Source organism: Micromonospora deserti, from assembly GCF_003236335.1.
Lineage (GTDB): Bacteria > Actinomycetota > Actinomycetes > Mycobacteriales > Micromonosporaceae > Micromonospora > Micromonospora deserti.
The window spans coordinates 1-14696 of record NZ_POUB01000151.1 but is presented as its reverse complement, the minus strand read 5'-3'; the positions used below and the strand labels follow the sequence as shown (position 1 = coordinate 14696).

16 protein-coding genes and 1 pseudogene are annotated in these 14696 nt (G+C 74.2%); 12 read left to right on the top strand and 5 right to left on the bottom strand.

The features are described 5' to 3' along the window. Positions 1-227 (bottom strand): annotated as a pseudogene (locus C1I99_RS20115) (hypothetical protein); the annotation flags it as partial. A 134-nt stretch (positions 228-361) separates the two neighbouring features. On the opposite strand from C1I99_RS20115, the gene C1I99_RS20110 reads away from it, so the two are divergent. The 3 genes from C1I99_RS20110 (at position 362) to C1I99_RS20100 (ending at position 2689) form a co-directional block, all read left to right on the top strand. Then, positions 362-808 (top strand): SRPBCC family protein, encoded by a 447-nt coding sequence (locus C1I99_RS20110; RefSeq protein ID WP_111135766.1) that lies wholly within the window; start codon positions 362-364, stop codon positions 806-808. Continuing rightward, a complete protein-coding gene (locus C1I99_RS20105) occupies positions 805-1806 on the top strand; it encodes an SDR family oxidoreductase (protein ID WP_111135765.1) in 1002 nt (333 codons plus the stop codon). The genes C1I99_RS20110 and C1I99_RS20105 overlap by 4 nt, the downstream gene beginning before the upstream one ends. A 115-nt stretch (positions 1807-1921) precedes the next feature. Next, entirely contained in the window at positions 1922-2689 is a 768-nt protein-coding gene (locus C1I99_RS20100) for a polyprenol monophosphomannose synthase (RefSeq protein WP_111135769.1), read from the top strand. A gap of 48 nt (positions 2690-2737) precedes the next feature. Here C1I99_RS20100 and C1I99_RS20095 read toward each other — a convergent pair whose 3' ends face one another. Further along, positions 2738-4342 carry a phytoene desaturase family protein gene (locus tag C1I99_RS20095; RefSeq protein ID WP_111135764.1) on the bottom strand — a complete coding sequence of 535 codons (1605 nt, stop codon included), beginning with the start codon at positions 4340-4342 and terminating at the stop codon, positions 2738-2740. A gap of 72 nt (positions 4343-4414) precedes the next feature. Here C1I99_RS20095 and C1I99_RS20090 point away from each other — a divergent pair, with 72 nt between their 5' ends. Continuing rightward, entirely contained in the window at positions 4415-5848 is a 1434-nt protein-coding gene (locus C1I99_RS20090; protein WP_111135763.1) for an aldehyde dehydrogenase family protein, read from the top strand. A 60-nt stretch (positions 5849-5908) separates the two neighbouring features. Here C1I99_RS20090 and C1I99_RS20085 read toward each other — a convergent pair whose 3' ends face one another. After that, positions 5909-6328: a ChaB family protein gene (locus tag C1I99_RS20085; protein ID WP_111135768.1), complete on the bottom strand. Its 420-nt coding sequence runs from the start codon at positions 6326-6328 to the stop codon at positions 5909-5911. A gap of 216 nt (positions 6329-6544) precedes the next feature. Here C1I99_RS20085 and C1I99_RS20080 point away from each other — a divergent pair, with 216 nt between their 5' ends. From C1I99_RS20080 to C1I99_RS20065, 4 genes are all read left to right on the top strand, one after another. After that, a complete protein-coding gene (locus C1I99_RS20080; protein ID WP_111135762.1) occupies positions 6545-6961 on the top strand; it encodes a DUF2795 domain-containing protein in 417 nt (138 codons plus the stop codon). 52 nt (positions 6962-7013) lie between these two features. Further along, on the top strand, positions 7014-7475 hold the full coding sequence (locus C1I99_RS20075; RefSeq protein WP_111135761.1) for an SRPBCC family protein: 462 nt from the start codon (positions 7014-7016) through the stop codon (positions 7473-7475). Positions 7476-7578: 103 nt separating this feature from the next. Continuing rightward, positions 7579-7839, top strand: coding sequence for a hypothetical protein (locus C1I99_RS20070; RefSeq protein ID WP_111135760.1), 261 nt, complete (start codon positions 7579-7581; stop codon positions 7837-7839). Positions 7840-8015: 176 nt separating this feature from the next. Next, complete coding sequence (locus tag C1I99_RS20065) at positions 8016-8228, top strand: hypothetical protein (RefSeq protein ID WP_111135759.1); 213 nt, start codon at positions 8016-8018, stop codon at positions 8226-8228. On the opposite strand, the gene C1I99_RS20060 is transcribed toward C1I99_RS20065, so the two are convergent. Then, positions 8225-8674, bottom strand: coding sequence for a hypothetical protein (locus C1I99_RS20060; RefSeq protein WP_111135767.1), 450 nt, complete (start codon positions 8672-8674; stop codon positions 8225-8227). The genes C1I99_RS20065 and C1I99_RS20060 overlap by 4 nt on opposite strands. A 135-nt stretch (positions 8675-8809) precedes the next feature. Here C1I99_RS20060 and C1I99_RS20055 point away from each other — a divergent pair, with 135 nt between their 5' ends. Next, positions 8810-9187, top strand: coding sequence for a DUF6401 family natural product biosynthesis protein (locus C1I99_RS20055; protein WP_111135758.1), 378 nt, complete (start codon positions 8810-8812; stop codon positions 9185-9187). Positions 9188-9344: 157 nt separating this feature from the next. Here C1I99_RS20055 and C1I99_RS20050 read toward each other — a convergent pair whose 3' ends face one another. After that, on the bottom strand, positions 9345-10208 hold the full coding sequence (locus tag C1I99_RS20050; protein WP_111135757.1) for a mechanosensitive ion channel family protein: 864 nt from the start codon (positions 10206-10208) through the stop codon (positions 9345-9347). Positions 10209-10395: 187 nt separating this feature from the next. Here C1I99_RS20050 and C1I99_RS20045 point away from each other — a divergent pair, with 187 nt between their 5' ends. From C1I99_RS20045 to C1I99_RS20035, 3 genes are all read left to right on the top strand, one after another. Continuing rightward, positions 10396-12522, top strand: a complete 2127-nt coding sequence (locus C1I99_RS20045; protein ID WP_111135756.1) for an ATP-binding SpoIIE family protein phosphatase — start codon at positions 10396-10398, stop codon at positions 12520-12522. A 42-nt stretch (positions 12523-12564) separates the two neighbouring features. Then, positions 12565-13242, top strand: a complete 678-nt coding sequence (locus C1I99_RS20040) for an HAD family hydrolase (RefSeq protein ID WP_111135755.1) — start codon at positions 12565-12567, stop codon at positions 13240-13242. A 106-nt stretch (positions 13243-13348) separates the two neighbouring features. Beyond that, positions 13349-14641, top strand: coding sequence for a cation:proton antiporter (locus C1I99_RS20035; RefSeq protein WP_111135754.1), 1293 nt, complete (start codon positions 13349-13351; stop codon positions 14639-14641). Positions 14642-14696 lie beyond the last annotated feature (55 nt).

Genomic DNA, 14696 nt, shown 5'->3' with positions numbered 1-14696 from the left:
ACCGCCACCCGCGCCCCCGGCACCGGCCGCACCTTCTCCGGATCCCCGTTGAACGGCACATCCTCAATCAACGTGCCATCCCGATCCAGCAACACCGCATCGAACAGGACGGGCCTGGAGCAGGCGCGGTCAGCACCGGCATAAACCCGGGCTGACCTGCGCTGATCCGGCTCCACCTGGTCCTGTCGCACAGCTGGCGGGTTCCCTGCGCCCCGGGGAGTAAACATCATCGTCACCGCGGCAGCGGCGTCGCCCGCGCCGGCGGCGTCGACACGCCGGCCCGGGGTGGCGTTACCCGCCACCCCGGAGAAGCTAACCCGCGACTCCGTTAGCTCCCGGGGCGGCGGGGTACGAGGGCCCAGTGGCGATTGTGGAGAAAGTGATCCAGGCAGAACCGGAACAGATCTGGGCGGTGCTCGCCGACGGGTGGACGTACAGCGACTGGGTGGTGGGCACGGTGCACATCCGCGGCGTGGACGACGCCTGGCCCCAGGTCGGCACCTGCCTGCACCACCGGGCGGGGCCCTGGCCGTTCTCACTTGAGGACTCCTCGAAGGTGCTCGGCTGCGAGCGGCCGCACAAGCTCATGATCCGCGCCGGCCTCTGGCCGGCCGGCGAGGCGACCGTGGTCTTCACCCTCGAACCGGTCGGCCCGGGCGTCACCCGGGTCCGCATCGGCGAGGACGTCACCGGCGGGCCGCTGCGCTGGCTGCGGAACAAGATCAACGACCTGGTCCTGCACCAGCGGAACAAGGAGACGTTGCGCCGGCTGGCCGACATCGCCACCCGCGAGAAGGCGGGCGCATGACGCAGACCGTGGTGGTGACCGGGGCCAGCGCCGGAGTGGGACGGGCCATCGCCCGCCGGTACGCCACCCGAGGCGCGCGGCTGGCGCTGCTTGCCCGGGGCGAGGCCGGACTGGCCGCCGCCGAGCGCGACTGCCGGGAACTGGGCGCCTGTGAGGTCCGCACCTACCGGGTCGACGTGGCCGACGCCGGGGCGGTGCAGCAGGCCGCCGACGACGTGGTGCACCGGTTCGGCCGGATCGACGTCTGGGTCAACAACGCGATGGTCTCGGTCTTCGCTCCGACGTGGGAGATCACCGCTCCGGAGTTCCGGCGGGTCACCGAGGTCACCTACCTGGGCACCGTGCACGGCACCCTCGCCGCGCTACGGCACATGCGGGCCCACGGGCGGGGCACGATCGTGCAGGTCGGCTCCGCGCTGGCCTACCGGGGCATCCCGCTACAGTCGGCGTACTGCGCGAGCAAGCACGCCATGCAGGGCTTCACCGAATCGCTCCGCGCCGAACTGCTGCACGACTGTTCCGGGGTGAAGCTGTCGATGGTGCAGCTGCCCGCGATCAACACGCCGCAGTTCTCCTGGGTGCGTACCCGGCTGCCCCGGCATCCGCAGCCGGTACCGCCGATCTTCGCCCCGGAGCTGGCCGCCCGGGCCGTGGTCTGGGCCGCCGACCACGGGCCGCGCGAGCTGAACGTGGGCGCGCCGACCTGGCGGACCCGGCTCGGCAACATCCTCCTGCCCGGCCTGCTCGACCGGAAGTTGGCCCGCGACGGCTACGGCGGCCAGCAGACCGACACCCCCGTCGACCCGACCACCTGGCGGGACAATCTGGACCGCCCGGGCGACGACGACCGGGACCGGGGCGCGGCGGGGGTCTTCACCGACCGGGCCCGGGAACACTCCGCCGCCCTCTGGATCAGTACGCACAAGCCGGCCGTCTCCGGCGTCGCGCTCGCCGGCCTGGCTCTCGCCGTCACCGCCGCCACCCGCCACCGGCGCTGAACCCGCGCCAGCTCGATACGCGGCGATCCCCGCGGCGAGGGGTGCCTTTTCCACCCGGATGTGGCAAGTGGCTACCCTCTGAGTGAGCCCTGTCCGCGAACCGAGGATGTCCCACATGATCGAACCTGTGCAGTTGCCCTCGCCGTGGCGGGACGCGCGCCTGACCGTCGTCGTCCCCACCTACAACGAGGCGGGCAACCTCCCGGCGCTGGTCGAGCGGCTCCTCGCCCTGCCGCTGCCCGGCCTGCGGATCCTCGTCGCCGACGACAACTCCCCCGACGGCACCGGCGAGGTGGCGGACAAGCTGGCCATCGAGCACCCCGACCGGATCGAGGTCGTGCACCGGGCCGGCAAGGAGGGCCTCGGCCGGGCGTACGTGGACGGGATTGGGCGCGCGCTCGACGGCGGCGCGGAGTACGTGGCGCAGATGGACGCCGACCTGTCCCACCCGCCGGAGGCGCTGCCGGGCATGCTCGGCACGCTGCTCTCCACGCAGGCCGGTGTGGTGATCGGCTCCCGGTACGTGCCGGGCGGTGAGCTGGACGAGAACTGGCCGCTCTACCGCCGGGCGCTCAGCGGCTGGGCCAACCTCTACGTGCACACGCTGCTGCGGGTGCGCATCCGCGACCTCACCGCCGGTTTCAAGATCTGGCGCGCGGACGCGCTGCGCGACATCGGGCTGGACCGGGTTCAGTCCAACGGCTACAGCTTCCAGGTGGAGATGCACTACCTCGCCACCAAGCTGGGGCACACCATCCTGGAGGTGCCGATCCGCTTCGAGGAGCGCCGCGACGGCATGTCGAAGATGACCACCGCCACCAAGATCGAAAGTGCGCTCATGCCGTTCCGGCTGCGCAGCAAGCACCGCCACATCTCGCGCTGACGCCGCCCACCGCCGCCCTCGGGCCCCGCCCACCGTCGCCACTGCCGCTCAGCGGTAGACGGCGCGGTGCGCGGCGGCGATGGCCGCCGCATACACCCGCCCCGTGCCGGCCCGGTCACGGGCCAGGGCGGCCCGGGCGGCGTTCGCGCCGGGCGCGCCGTGCACCCCACCGCCGGGGTGGGCCGACGCGCTGGCCAGGAACAACCGGTCCACCGGGGTGTCGGCGCGGCCCAGACCGGGGACCGGGCGCAGGACCAGCTGCTGGTACGCGGCCGAAGTGCCGCCGCCGATCGCGCCGCCGACCAGGCTCGGGTCACCCTGCTCCAGCTCGGCCGGCCCCGCCACATGCCGCCCGACGACGAGCGAGGTGAAGCCGGGCGCGGCCTGCTCCAGCACCGCCTCCATCCGCTCGACGTGCCCGGCGATCTCCTCCGCCCGCCAGTGCCGGCGAAACGGCAGGTGGGTGTACGACCAGAGCGACTCGGTGCCCGGCGGCGAGTGGCCCGGGTCGGCCACCGACATCTGCCCCAGCAGCAGGAACGGGTCACGGGGGATCTCGCCCCGGGCCAGCGCGGCGACGTAGCCGGTCAACCCGTCCAGGTCCGCGCCCAGGTGCACCGTGCCGGCACCGGCCACCGCCGGGTTGGTCCACGGCAGCGGCGCCGACAGCGCCCAGTCGACCTTCAGCGTCGAGCCGTCCCACCGGAAGTGCGCCAGGTCCTCTACCAGCCGGGGTGGCAGCGCCGCCGCGCCGACCAGATCCAGGTAGAGCGCGGGGGCGGGGACGTCGGCCAGCACGGCCCGGCGGGCCCGCCACAGCGTCCCGCCGGTGGTGCGGACCCCCATCGCGCGGCCGCGGGCGGTCAGCACCCGGTCGACCCGGGCCCCGTAGAGGATCCGACCGCCCCGCTCGGTCAACCTGGCCACCAGCGCGTCGGTGATCTTCTGCGCGCCTCCCTCGGGCACCGGCCAGCCGACCTGCTGGCCGAGCATGGCCAGCAACCAGCCGTACACCCCGGAACCGACGGCCTCCGGGGACAGGTCGGTGTGCAGCGCGCAGCCGGCCAGCAGGACCGGCCCGCCCTCGCCCTCGAACAGCTCGGCGCCGAGCTTGCGGGCCGATACCACCAGCCGCCGGGCCAGCCGCAGCGCACCGGCGACCTTCAGCCGGTGCAGCAGGGTGAGGCCGGCGCGCACCGGTGGGAAGGGTGTGGTGACGGTGTCCATCATCGGCCCGGCGATCTGCCGCCAGGCATCGTACGCGTGCCGCCAGCGCTGGCCGTCGCCGGGCGCGAACCCCTCCAGCGAGGCGGCGGTGACCGCCGGGTCCCGGTTCAGCACCGCGGCCCGGCCGTCGGGCAGCAGGTGGGCCAGCACGTCCGGGGAGTGCCGCCAGCGCAGGCCGTACCGGTCCAGGCCGAGCCGGCGCAGCACGGGCGAGGCGTAGCTGAGCGGGTAGAAGGAGCTGTAGAGGTCGCTGAGGTAGCCGGGGGCGGTGACCTCGGCGGAGCGGACCGCGCCGCCGGGCACTCCGGTCGCCTCCAGCACCACGACGTCCCAGCCGGCGTCGGCGAGCAGGTTGGCGGCGACCAGACCGTTGTGCCCGGCGCCGACGACGACGGCGTCCGCGTTCTCCGCGCCGGTCGAACTCATCCGAGCCGGCTACCCGTGCAGCAACCGGGCGAAACGCGTTTGGCTTGCCGGGACCGGGGCATCCACTGCCGCATGTACACGGTTGCGCAGCTCATCGGTGGAGTGTGGGGCGCCGGCGGTGAGGGGGGTGAGCTGGTCGTCCACGATCCGGCGAACGGCTCCCCGGTCAGCTCGGCGCCGGTCGCGACGGCCGACGAGGTCGGCAAGGCGGTGGAGGCGGCGCGCGGCGCCGCGGCGGAGTGGGCGGTAACCGCCCCGGCGGAGCGGGCGGCGGTGCTGCATCAGGCGGCGGACGCGGTGGCGGCGGTGGCTGACGAGCTGGCCCGGGCCACCACGGCCGAGATGGGCAAGCCTCTGGCGGACGCGCGTGGCGGCGTCGAGGCGGGGATCGGCACCCTGCGGCAGTACGCCGAACTGGCCCCGGTGCGCGGTGGGCGGACGCTGCACGGCGCCCACCACGCGCTCGACTTCATGGTGCCGCAGCCGCGCGGCGTGGTCGCCGCGATCACCCCGTGGAACGACCCGGTGGCGGTCTCCTGCGGGCTGCTCGGCGCGGCCCTGGTCACCGGCAACGTGGTGCTCTACAAGCCGAGCGAACGGGCACCGGCCACCGGCTGGCTGCTGGCCAGGGCGCTCGACTCGGCACTGCCGGCCGGGGTGCTGTCGCTGCTGACCGGGGGCCCGGAGGTGGGTGCGGCACTCGCCGCGCAGACGGTGGACGTGGTCGCCCACGTCGGCTCGACCGGCACCGGGCGGGCCATCGCCGCCGCCGCCGCGCGTAGCGGGGCGAAGGTGCTGCTGGAGAACGGCGGCAGCGACCCGCTGATCATCGACGCCGACGTCGACCCGGTCTGGGCGGCCGGGCAGGCCGCGATCGGGGCGTTCGCCAACGCCGGGCAGATCTGCGTCGCGGTGGAGCGGATCTACGTGCACCGCGACGTGGCCGAGGACTTCGTCGACGCCCTGGTCGAGCGGGCCGAGGCGCTGCGGATGGGCCCGGGCGGCGATCCGGCCACGGAGTTGGGGCCGCTGGTCGACCGGCGGCACCGCGACCACGTGCACGGGCAGGTGACCGCGGCGGTGGCGGAGGGCGCCCGGATCCGCACCGGCGGGGGCCTGCCGGACGGCCCGGGGTCGTTCTACCCGGCGACCGTGCTCACCGACTGCCGGCACGACACGCCCCTGGTGCGCGAGGAGACGTTCGGGCCGGTCGCCCCGGTGGTGGTGGTCGACTCGTTCTCGGAGGCGCTGCGCTGCGCCGCGGACTCGCCGTACGGGCTGGCCGCGACGGTGCTGACCGGGTCGATGAGCCACGCCCACCGCGCCTGGCGGGAGCTGCCGGTCGGCACGGTGAAGGTCAACGCGGTGTTCGGCGGGGCGCCGGGCGGTGCCGCGCACCCGCGCCGCGGCAGCGGTCACGGCTTCGGGTACGGCCCGGAGCTGCTGGACGAGTTCACCGCCACCAAGGCGGTACACATCGAGGCCCCGGGCGGCGGCCACTGGTGAGCACGGCGGAGGGTGGCTGTCCGGATCGGACAGCCACCCTCCGCGTACGCCGGGGCGGCGTCAGCGGCCGCGCGCCTTGGCGGTTTCCCGGGCCTTGGCGGTCTGGCGGTTGTTCGCCTTTTCGATCGCCTTGACCAGTTCCGGCTTGGTCATCTTCGACCGGCCGGGCACGTCGAGCTTGCGGGCCACCTTCATCAGGTGCTCCTTGGGGGCGTTGGCGTCCACGCCGCCGGCCGTGGGTGCCCGCCGCTGCGGGCCGCCGCCGGCCGCCTGGCGGTCGCTCGGACCCTTGCGGCCCTTGGGCTCCCAGTGGTCGCCCACCTTCTCGAACTCGTGCTTGACCGCCGCGAAGGCGGAGCGGTGCGCCCGCTCCCCCTCGCCGTAGGTCTGCACCGCCGAGTCGTGTGTCTTCTCCCAGGTTCGCTGCGCCTTCGGCGGGGAGCGCCGCAGCGTGCTGGGCAGTACCTCGCGCCCGGGCATCTCGTCCTCCTCCATGTCGACAGGTTCCCCGTTGACCGTTCCCGGACGGCCGCCCGGCAAACCGGGGCCGGGTTTGTCGATTTCCGGCCTGGGGTACCGGCGGGGCCAGGTCGGATGTGCCGGACGCCGACGAGCCGGTCCTGCCACCCAGGGCGCCGGCCGGTACGTGACCGCTTGCCGGGTTTACCGCCGGTGCCACCGGGTAGCGCAGAAGGCATGGAACGTGTCAACAGCAAGCACGGACCGAGGCTCGACGAGCAGATGAGCCAGGAGGTCAGCGGCCTCGTGCAGGGGCCGGGGACCGGCGGCTCGCGGGTCGACGAGTCCCGTGTGCCGGAGCCGGCGGGCGAGGACCAGCCGGAGCCGACGACGGCACCGGCCGGCGAACTGCGCAGCGGGGCACCCAAGGGGATGAGCTCCCAGGACGTCGAACAGCGCAGCCGGCTGGGCCGGTTCATCACCATGTCGGCCCTGCCCGGCGACCGCTCGGCGCTGATCGCCAACGCGCGGGACAACGACGCGCCGGACGACATCGTCGCCGAGCTGGAGCGGCTGCCGGAGGGCACCCGGTACCAGACGGTCTCCGAGGTGTGGGCCGCGCTCGGCAACAAGAACGAGACGACCCGCTGGTGACCGGATCGTCGCACGATCCGGGCCGACACCGGCGGATGAAGGAGGAGACCTGATGAGTGGCGTGATCGAACACGTGGACGTCGCCGTCCCGATCCGGACCGCCTACGACCAGTGGACCCAGTTCGAGGAGTTCCCGCACTTCATGGAGGGGGTACGGGAGGTCCGGCAACTCTCCGACACGATGACCCACTGGACGGTGGAGATCGCGGGGGTGAAGCGCGAGTTCGACGCCGAGATCACCGAGCAGCTCCCCGACGAGCGGGTCGCCTGGCGCTCGACCGGCGGTACCGAGCAGGCCGGCGTGGTGACCTTCCACCGGCTGGACCCGTCGACCACCCGGGTCAGCCTGCAGCTGGAGTTCGAGCCGCACGGCGTGGTCGAGCGGGCCGGTGACAGGCTGGGCATCGTCGACCGACGCGCCAAGGGTGACCTGGAACGGTTCAAGCAGTTCATCGAGCGGCGCGGTCAGGAGACCGGCGCCTGGCGCGGCAAGGTCGACCGGCCGCAGCCCTGACCCCTCCCCCCGGACACGACACCCGATGGCCGCCCGTCCCCGGCGGCCATCGCCGCGTCCGGGCCGCCGTTTGCGCCCGGCCGGCCCGGGTACGGCGAGGGTCATGACAGACGACGACAAGGTGTGGCGCGACGAGGAACGGACCCCGTTGCGGGAACTGGACCGGGCGGTGGCGCGGTCGACCCTGGACGGGCAGACCGACGACGTGACGGGCAATGACGCCGGCGAGGAGGCCGCGTTCGGGCACGGGCCGGAGGCGGCGGACCGCGGCGGGCAGGCCGCCGGCGCGGGCCGGGAGCCGACAGACCCGGAGCGGAGCTACCGACCCTCCACCACGGGGCGGACCGGCCCCGACACCATGTGAGCGACCCCGCGGCTTCCGCCGGTGACCCGGGTAGCGTGCCGGTGATCTGGCCGGGCGGCCGGACCCGGGCGGAGGCTGGCCGAGCTACGGTCCGTGCGGTCGGGAAAGCGGACAGCTCAGCCAGAATCGGCCGTTCGGCTGACGGCAGCTGCCGTGCCACGCGCAAGACTTTCGGGATGCATCAGGGTTCCGGCATCCTCTCCACGCGTCAGCGTCGCCTGGCCTGGCTCGGCTTCCTGCTCGCCGCGGTCCAGGCCCCGGTCTCGGCCAAGCTGGTCTCCGACGGATCCTGGCTGTTCAGCCTCTGCGTCGCGCTGATGGTGGCGACCGTGATCATCGCGGACGACGCGGCGCGGCGTCGCCCCGCCGAGGCCCGCTCCCGCGACTAGCCGGTAACACCGGGGCCCGCCTCGTGGCCCGGCCGGCCCCGGGTCCGCCGCCGCTCCTTCATCTCCGCCTCGTAGAGGTGCCGGCGACCGCCGACCAGCTCCTCGCGGGCCCGCCGGTCCAGCTCACGGAAGAGGGCGTAGTAGCCGTCGTCGAAGTCCTCGACGATCTGGAACGTCCAGCGGCCGGCGATGACGTTGCGGCCGAGCAGGTCGGTGGCGATCCGGTCGGCGATCGCGTCGTGGCCGGCGGCGCGGAACATCGCCACCGCGTCGTCGAGCATCAGGTCGGCGTGCCCGACCAACTGGTGCAGCGAGTACAGGTGGCCGCGGACCCGCTCGACGCACTCCAGCGCCTCGCTGAGCTTGCCCAGCGCGGCCACCGTGCCGTCGCTGACCCCGGCGGGCCGGCGGTGCCGTTCGTCCGGTCGGTCCACATGCTGCGCCATCCGCTCCTCCACGGTGTGCTCGCGCCGATCGGCCGATTCCATCCCTCGGGAGGGCCCGCTCCGACCGGTCGACGACCCGGTACCCGCCGAGCGGCCGAGGCCGGCCCGACGGTCGAACAGTTAGCCTCGGTCCCCATGCGTGTGCCGTTCAACCGGGTCGACGCCCGTTCCGCCGCCGGCTCGGCGCGGTCCACCCTCAGCCTGCTCACCGCCGCCGTCGGCGCCGAGGGGCTGGCCGCGGCTGCCGCGCGGCCGGGGCTGCTCGCCCTGGTCGACCAGCACGCCGCCGCGGTTCGGGAGAGCCTCGACGGTGACCGGCGGCCGCTGAGCGCCGCCGCGCTCGCCGGCTACGCCGAGGGGATACGCGCGGCCGCGCTGGAGAACGGCTGGCAGGCGCCGGCCGGCCCGGTGGACTGGTCGACGCCCGAATGGCTGCTCACCCGGCTGGTCGCGGTCTGCGCGCTGGTCCGCTCGCTGGACGCCCCCGGGCCCGCCCCGCTCCCGCCGCTCTGACCGCCGCGCCGGGTGGCGCGCGGCCCGGCGGATGTGCCCGCTCGGGCGGGCGGCCGGAGTTGACGTCGCTGCCGCGGGCGACGGCCCAGGTAGCCGCGGCGCCGGGAGGGCGCCCGCGGTCCGCGGACATCCTCCCGGCGGTGCCGCTCCGGCCGGCTCAGCGGCGGAACTGCTGGGTCTCGTCGCTCGCGCTGCCCGACTGGTACGTGCCGCGCCCGCCGGCCATCGAGGCCTGCTCCCGCGACTCGGCCTGGGCGCGCTCGGCCCCGGCCCGGTCGGCCATCTGCCGCTCGACGTCGCCGCGACCGGCCGCCTGCGCCCGCCGGTGCTCCTGCACCGCCCGCGACTCCTCGGCCATCCGGTCCAGCCAGCGGTCCCAGCGGTTCTGCATCGGCTTCACCAGACCGCCACCGACGCCGATGATCAGGATGCCGGCCACCGTGGCGAGCACCGCGATCAGCACCGGGGTGGTCACCGTGGTGGCGATGCCCACCTGGTTCAGCGCGGCGATCACACCCAGCGCGAGGATGAAGACCGCTGTCAGGTCGGCGAGGATCCGGCCGTACGCGAGCCCGCCCAGCGCCCCGGTCACCAGATCCCGGACAGCGTTGGCGATCGCGGCGGCCACCACCACGATGATGATCGCCACGAAGGCGCGCGGCAGCCAGGCGACCACGCCGCTGATCAGGTCACTGATGGCGTTGGGCCCCCACACCCCGAAGGCGAACTGCAGGGTGAACAGCAGCACCGCGTAGTACGCCAGCTTCGCCAGGATGTCGCTGGCGTCGTACTTCGTCCGTTCCAGCGCGCGCTTGATCCCGCCCCGCTCGACCGCCCGGTCGAAGTTCACCCGTTCCAGTACCGCGTCCACGATCTTGAGGACGGCTCTGGCGATGAGCCATCCGACCACGAGGATCGCGATGAACGCGATGGCCCTCGGTATGAACAGCAGCACCGATCTCCACATGTCGGCCACGGCGCCGCCGATGTCGACCTGCCCGACCGCAAGGGTTTCCGGCATGATGTCCCTCCTGTCGCATGGACTGCGCCGCGCGCTTACCCGGTCGCCGCTGTCGCACGCCGTACCGGTGCCCACGTTTTTCCCGACATGCCACTGCAAACCGACCCTGACCTGCCCGAACAGGGTCGGCGCCGACGCGCCCAACATGATCGGGAGCTGTCGCGGAGAGTCGGGCTAGGCTGCGCTCATGCCTGGAACGGTCGGACGGGTCCCCACGCCACCAGCCCCGGTTTCCGGCGCACCCGCGGCCTCGGGCGCCGCTGCCGCCGTCCTCGGCCACGACTGGGCCGGCACCCCGCTCGGCCCGTGGCGGTCCTGGGATCCGGCGGTCCGGGCGGCGGCAGAACTGATCCTCGCCTCGCCGGTGCCGATGGCCCTCGCCCTGGGCGAGGGCTTCCTGCTGCTCTACAACGACGGCTACGCCGAACTGCTCGGCGACAAGCACCCGGAGGCGCTCGGCCGGCCCGCCGCGGAGGTGTTCCCGGAGATCTGGCGGACGCCCGGCGTCGGCGACGCGATCGCGCACACCTACCGCTCCGGCGAGCCCTTCCTGGAGAAGGAGAGCACGTTCCCGTTGCACCGCCGCTCCGGCGCGGTCGAGCACGCGGTCTTCACCCGGGGCTACTCCCCGGTCCGCGACGGTGCCGGGCGCACCGTCGGGGTGCTCGCCGTGGCGGCCGAGACCAGCCAGGTCACCCAGCAGTTGCAGAGCCTCGGCGACTTCGCGGCCGCGCTCGCCGGGACGCTCACCCTCGACGACGTGGCCCGGGTGGCGCTGCGGTACGCGATCACCTCGTTCGACGCCGACCGGGTCGCCTTCGCCGTCGACGAGGGCGGCGGCGGCTGGCGGACGGTCCGGCGCGTCCGCGGCGAGCTGACGGACGAGGCGGACGAGCGCCTGCCGCCGCTGTGGCGGCGTACGCCGCCCGACTGGGCGGACCCGCTGGTGGTCGCGGCCCGCAGCGGCCTGCCGCACGTCACCGACGACGGCCAGCCGCTGCGGGAGACCGCGGTGGACCGGCACGACCAGAAGATCCGCGCGCTGACGGCGGTGCCGCTGCGCGCCGCGGTGGTCCGGGGCGCCCTGGCCGTCGGCTACCAGATCCCGCACGCCTGGTCGGCCGCCGAACGGGCGCTGCTGGCGGCCTCCGCCGAGCTGATCGGCCAGGCCGCCGAACGGGCCCGCCGGTTCGAGACCCAGCACGGCACCGCCCAGCTGCTGCAACGCAGCATGCTGCCGGAGCACCTGCCGGACGTGCCCCGGCTGCGCATCGCCGCCCGGTACGACCCGGGCGTCGACGGCAACGCCGCGGGCGGGGACTTCTACGACGCCTTCCTGCTGCCCGACGGCGGGCTCGGCGTGGTGCTCGGCGACGTGGCGGGGCACGACGTTCAGGCCGCCGCCCGGATGGGCCAGGTCCGGGCCGCGCTGCGGGCCCTGGCGCTGAGCGACCCGGGGCCCGACACGGTGCTCGCCGGGCTCGACCGGCTGGTCACCAGCCTCGGCGCCGAGGCCGGCACGCACGAGCTGTTCGTCACCGTGGTCTTCGGGGTGATCGACGCCGACCGGCACCGGCTGACCCTGGCCAGCGCCGGGCACCCGGCGCCACTGATCCGCCGGGGCACCCCAGAGGGGCGGGTCCTGGCCGAGTACCTCGACGTGCCCGGCGGCGCCCCGCTGGGATTGGGCTGCCGGCCGACCACGACCAGCGTCCGCTTCGATCCGGGCGACACCCTGCTGCTGTTCAGCGACGGCGTGGTGGAGCGCCGCCAGCAGGGGCTCGCAGCCGGCCTGGAGACGCTGCTCGACGCCGTCGCCGGGGCCGGCAGCGGCGACCCGAGGGCGCTGTGCTCGGTGGCCACCGCCGCCGTGGGCGGCGCGACCGAGGACGATGTCGCGGTCCTCGCGGTGGAGCACGCGCTGCGGCCGAGCCGGTCGGCGAGCATGGAGGTGCCGGCCGAGCCGACCGCACCGAGCCGGGTGCGACGCTGGATGACCGGGCAGCTCACCCAGTGGCGGGTGCCAGAGTCGATCATGGGTGCGGCCGTGCTCTGCACCAGCGAGCTGACCACCAACGCGCTGCTGCACGCCGGCACCGCCGCCCGGGTGGAGATCGACCTCAGCCCGGAGCGGCTGCTGGTCTCGGTCGCCGACTCGGGCACCCGGGGCACGGTCACCCGGGCCCAGACCGACACGCTGAGCAGCCGGGGCCGCGGGCTCGGGCTGATCGAGGAGCTGACCGACGCCTGGGGGACGGATCCGACGGTACGGGGCTCGACGGTCTGGTTCGAGATCCTTATCCCGCCGGGGTGAGCGGTGGCGTCAGCCCGGGGCGGACCGGGTAGAGGGAGGACCATGCCTACCGACAGTCCCGCCGGCGTCCTCTTCGACGTGGACGGCACCCTGGTCGACACCACCTACCTGCACACGGTGAGCTGGTGGGAGGCGCTGCGCCAGGCTGATCAGCCGGTGCCGATGGCGACGATCCACCGGGCCATCGGGATGGGCTCGGACAAGCTGCTCGACCACCTGCTCGGCCCGGAACGCGACCGCAGCGCCGACCGGAAGCTGCGGGACGCCCACGACACCCTCTACGGGGAGTACTGGGAGCGGCTGTCCCCGCTCCCCCGCGCCGCCGACCTGTTGCGGGCCTGCGCCGAGCGGGGGCTGCGGGTGGTACTGGCCACCTCGGCCGCCGAACACGAGGTCGGTGCGCTTCGCCGGGCGCTGGCCGCGGACGACGTGATCGACACGATCACCAGCTCGGCGGCCGCGCAGGAGAGCAAGCCGTCCCCGGACATTCTGGTCGCGGCGCTGGAGCAGTCCGGCCTGGACGCCGCCCGGGTGGTCTTCGTCGGTGACTCGGTCTGGGACGTCGCCGCCGCCGGCAGACTCGACATCCCCTGTGTCGGGCTGACCTGCGGCGGCACCAGCCGCGGCGAGCTGGCCGGCGCGGGGGCGGTGGCCGTCTACGACGACCCGGCGGAGCTGCTGGACGCCCTGGCCCACTCCCCGATCGCCGCACCGAGGTGACCGTCACCCGTCGCCGCCGAACCGCCCAGGAATAGGGCGGGGCCGTACGGGGCATTGTCTGTCACCGCCTGCCCGCACACCGCGGGCGAGGCGGAGAGGTGGTGCGGTGCAGCCGGTGGACGTCGCGTTCGCGGTGGTAGGTCTGGGTGCGTTACTGGCCGGGATCCTCCCCCGGGTGCTCGAACGCCGTCCGCTCTCCATGCCGATCGCCTTCCTCGGCCTCGGCATGCTGATCTTCCTGCTTCCCACCGGCCTGTCGAGCCCCGACCCGCTCGCCCACCCGGAGATCGCGACCCACCTCACCGAGATCGGCGTGGTCGTGGCGTTGATGGGTGCCGGCTTGAAGATCGATCGGCCGTGGAGCTGGGCCCGCTGGTCGTCGACCTGGCGGTTGCTGACGATCGCGATGCCGCTGTGCATCGCGGCGGTGGCGCTGCTCGGCTGGTGGTGGGCCGGGCTGGTACCGGCCACCGCGCTGCTGCTGGGCGCCGCTCTCGCTCCCACCGACCCGGTGCTCGCCTCCGACGTGCAGGTCGGCGAGCCCACCGACGTGGAGGACTCCGAGGACGAGGTCCGGTTCGCCCTGACCAGCGAGGCGGGGCTCAACGACGGACTGGCCTTCCCGTTCGTGTACGCGGCGATCGCCATCGCCACCACCAGCCTGGCCCCGGCCGACTGGCTCGGGCGCTGGCTCACCGTGGACGTGCTCTACAAGGTCGGCGTCGGGGCGCTCGGCGGGTGGCTGATCGGCTGGCTGCTCGGCAGGCTCTTCTTCCGCGCCCCGAGTGAGCTGCGGCTGGCCCGGCACGCCGAGGGCTTCCTCGCGCTGGCCGCGACGTTCCTGGCGTACGGGCTGGTCGAGGTGGTGGGCGGGTACGGGTTCCTGGCGGTTTTCGTGGCCGCTCGGGCGATCCGGGCCGCGGAACGCACCCACGAGTTCCACACCGTGCTGCACGACTTCGCCGAGCAGATCGAGCGGCTGCTCACGGTGCTGCTGCTGCTCCTCCTCGGCGGTGCAGTGGTCGGCGGCCTGCTCGCGCCGCTGACCTGGCCGGCCGCCCTGGTCGGGCTGGCGCTGGTCGTCCTGGTGCGGCCGCTGTTCGGCTGGCTGTCGCTGCGCGGCGCGCCCGGCCGGCCGGCCGAGCACTGGGTGATCGCGCTGTTCGGCATCCGCGGCGTCGGCTCGCTCTTCTACCTCGCGTACGCCACCACCGAGGCCGACTTCCCGCAGGCGGATCTGGTCTGGGCCACGGTCGGCCTGGTGGTGATCGTTTCGGTGGTGGTGCACGGCATCGCGGCAACCCCGGTCATGCGGCTGCTCGACCGCACCGGCGAGCGCACCACCGATCCCGGCGGACGCGACCGCCCCGCCGCCCCCGTCCCCGCTGCCAACGCCTGACCGGGATCAGACCCGGTGGACGACGAGGCACGGCCGGAGCCGCTGGGGGCGGGCC

Excerpts from the sequence above, each read along its gene's own strand:
- C1I99_RS20070 (WP_111135760.1), top strand. The coding sequence starts at position 7,579 with ATGACAGACGACGACAAGGTGTGGCGCGACGAGGAACGGACCCCGTTG.
- C1I99_RS20080 (WP_111135762.1), top strand. The coding sequence starts at position 6,545 with ATGGAACGTGTCAACAGCAAGCACGGACCGAGGCTCGACGAGCAGATG.
- C1I99_RS20065 (WP_111135759.1), top strand. The coding sequence starts at position 8,016 with ATGCATCAGGGTTCCGGCATCCTCTCCACGCGTCAGCGTCGCCTGGCC.
- C1I99_RS20050 (WP_111135757.1), bottom strand. The coding sequence starts at position 10,208 with ATGCCGGAAACCCTTGCGGTCGGGCAGGTCGACATCGGCGGCGCCGTG.
- C1I99_RS20060 (WP_111135767.1), bottom strand. The coding sequence starts at position 8,674 with ATGGCGCAGCATGTGGACCGACCGGACGAACGGCACCGCCGGCCCGCC.
- C1I99_RS20090 (WP_111135763.1), top strand. The coding sequence starts at position 4,415 with ATGTACACGGTTGCGCAGCTCATCGGTGGAGTGTGGGGCGCCGGCGGT.
- C1I99_RS20075 (WP_111135761.1), top strand. The coding sequence starts at position 7,014 with ATGAGTGGCGTGATCGAACACGTGGACGTCGCCGTCCCGATCCGGACC.
- C1I99_RS20055 (WP_111135758.1), top strand. The coding sequence starts at position 8,810 with ATGCGTGTGCCGTTCAACCGGGTCGACGCCCGTTCCGCCGCCGGCTCG.
- C1I99_RS20045 (WP_111135756.1), top strand. The coding sequence starts at position 10,396 with ATGCCTGGAACGGTCGGACGGGTCCCCACGCCACCAGCCCCGGTTTCC.
- C1I99_RS20040 (WP_111135755.1), top strand. The coding sequence starts at position 12,565 with ATGCCTACCGACAGTCCCGCCGGCGTCCTCTTCGACGTGGACGGCACC.
- C1I99_RS20095 (WP_111135764.1), bottom strand. The coding sequence starts at position 4,342 with ATGAGTTCGACCGGCGCGGAGAACGCGGACGCCGTCGTCGTCGGCGCC.
- C1I99_RS20105 (WP_111135765.1), top strand. The coding sequence starts at position 805 with ATGACGCAGACCGTGGTGGTGACCGGGGCCAGCGCCGGAGTGGGACGG.
- C1I99_RS20085 (WP_111135768.1), bottom strand. The coding sequence starts at position 6,328 with ATGCCCGGGCGCGAGGTACTGCCCAGCACGCTGCGGCGCTCCCCGCCG.
- C1I99_RS20100 (WP_111135769.1), top strand. The coding sequence starts at position 1,922 with ATGATCGAACCTGTGCAGTTGCCCTCGCCGTGGCGGGACGCGCGCCTG.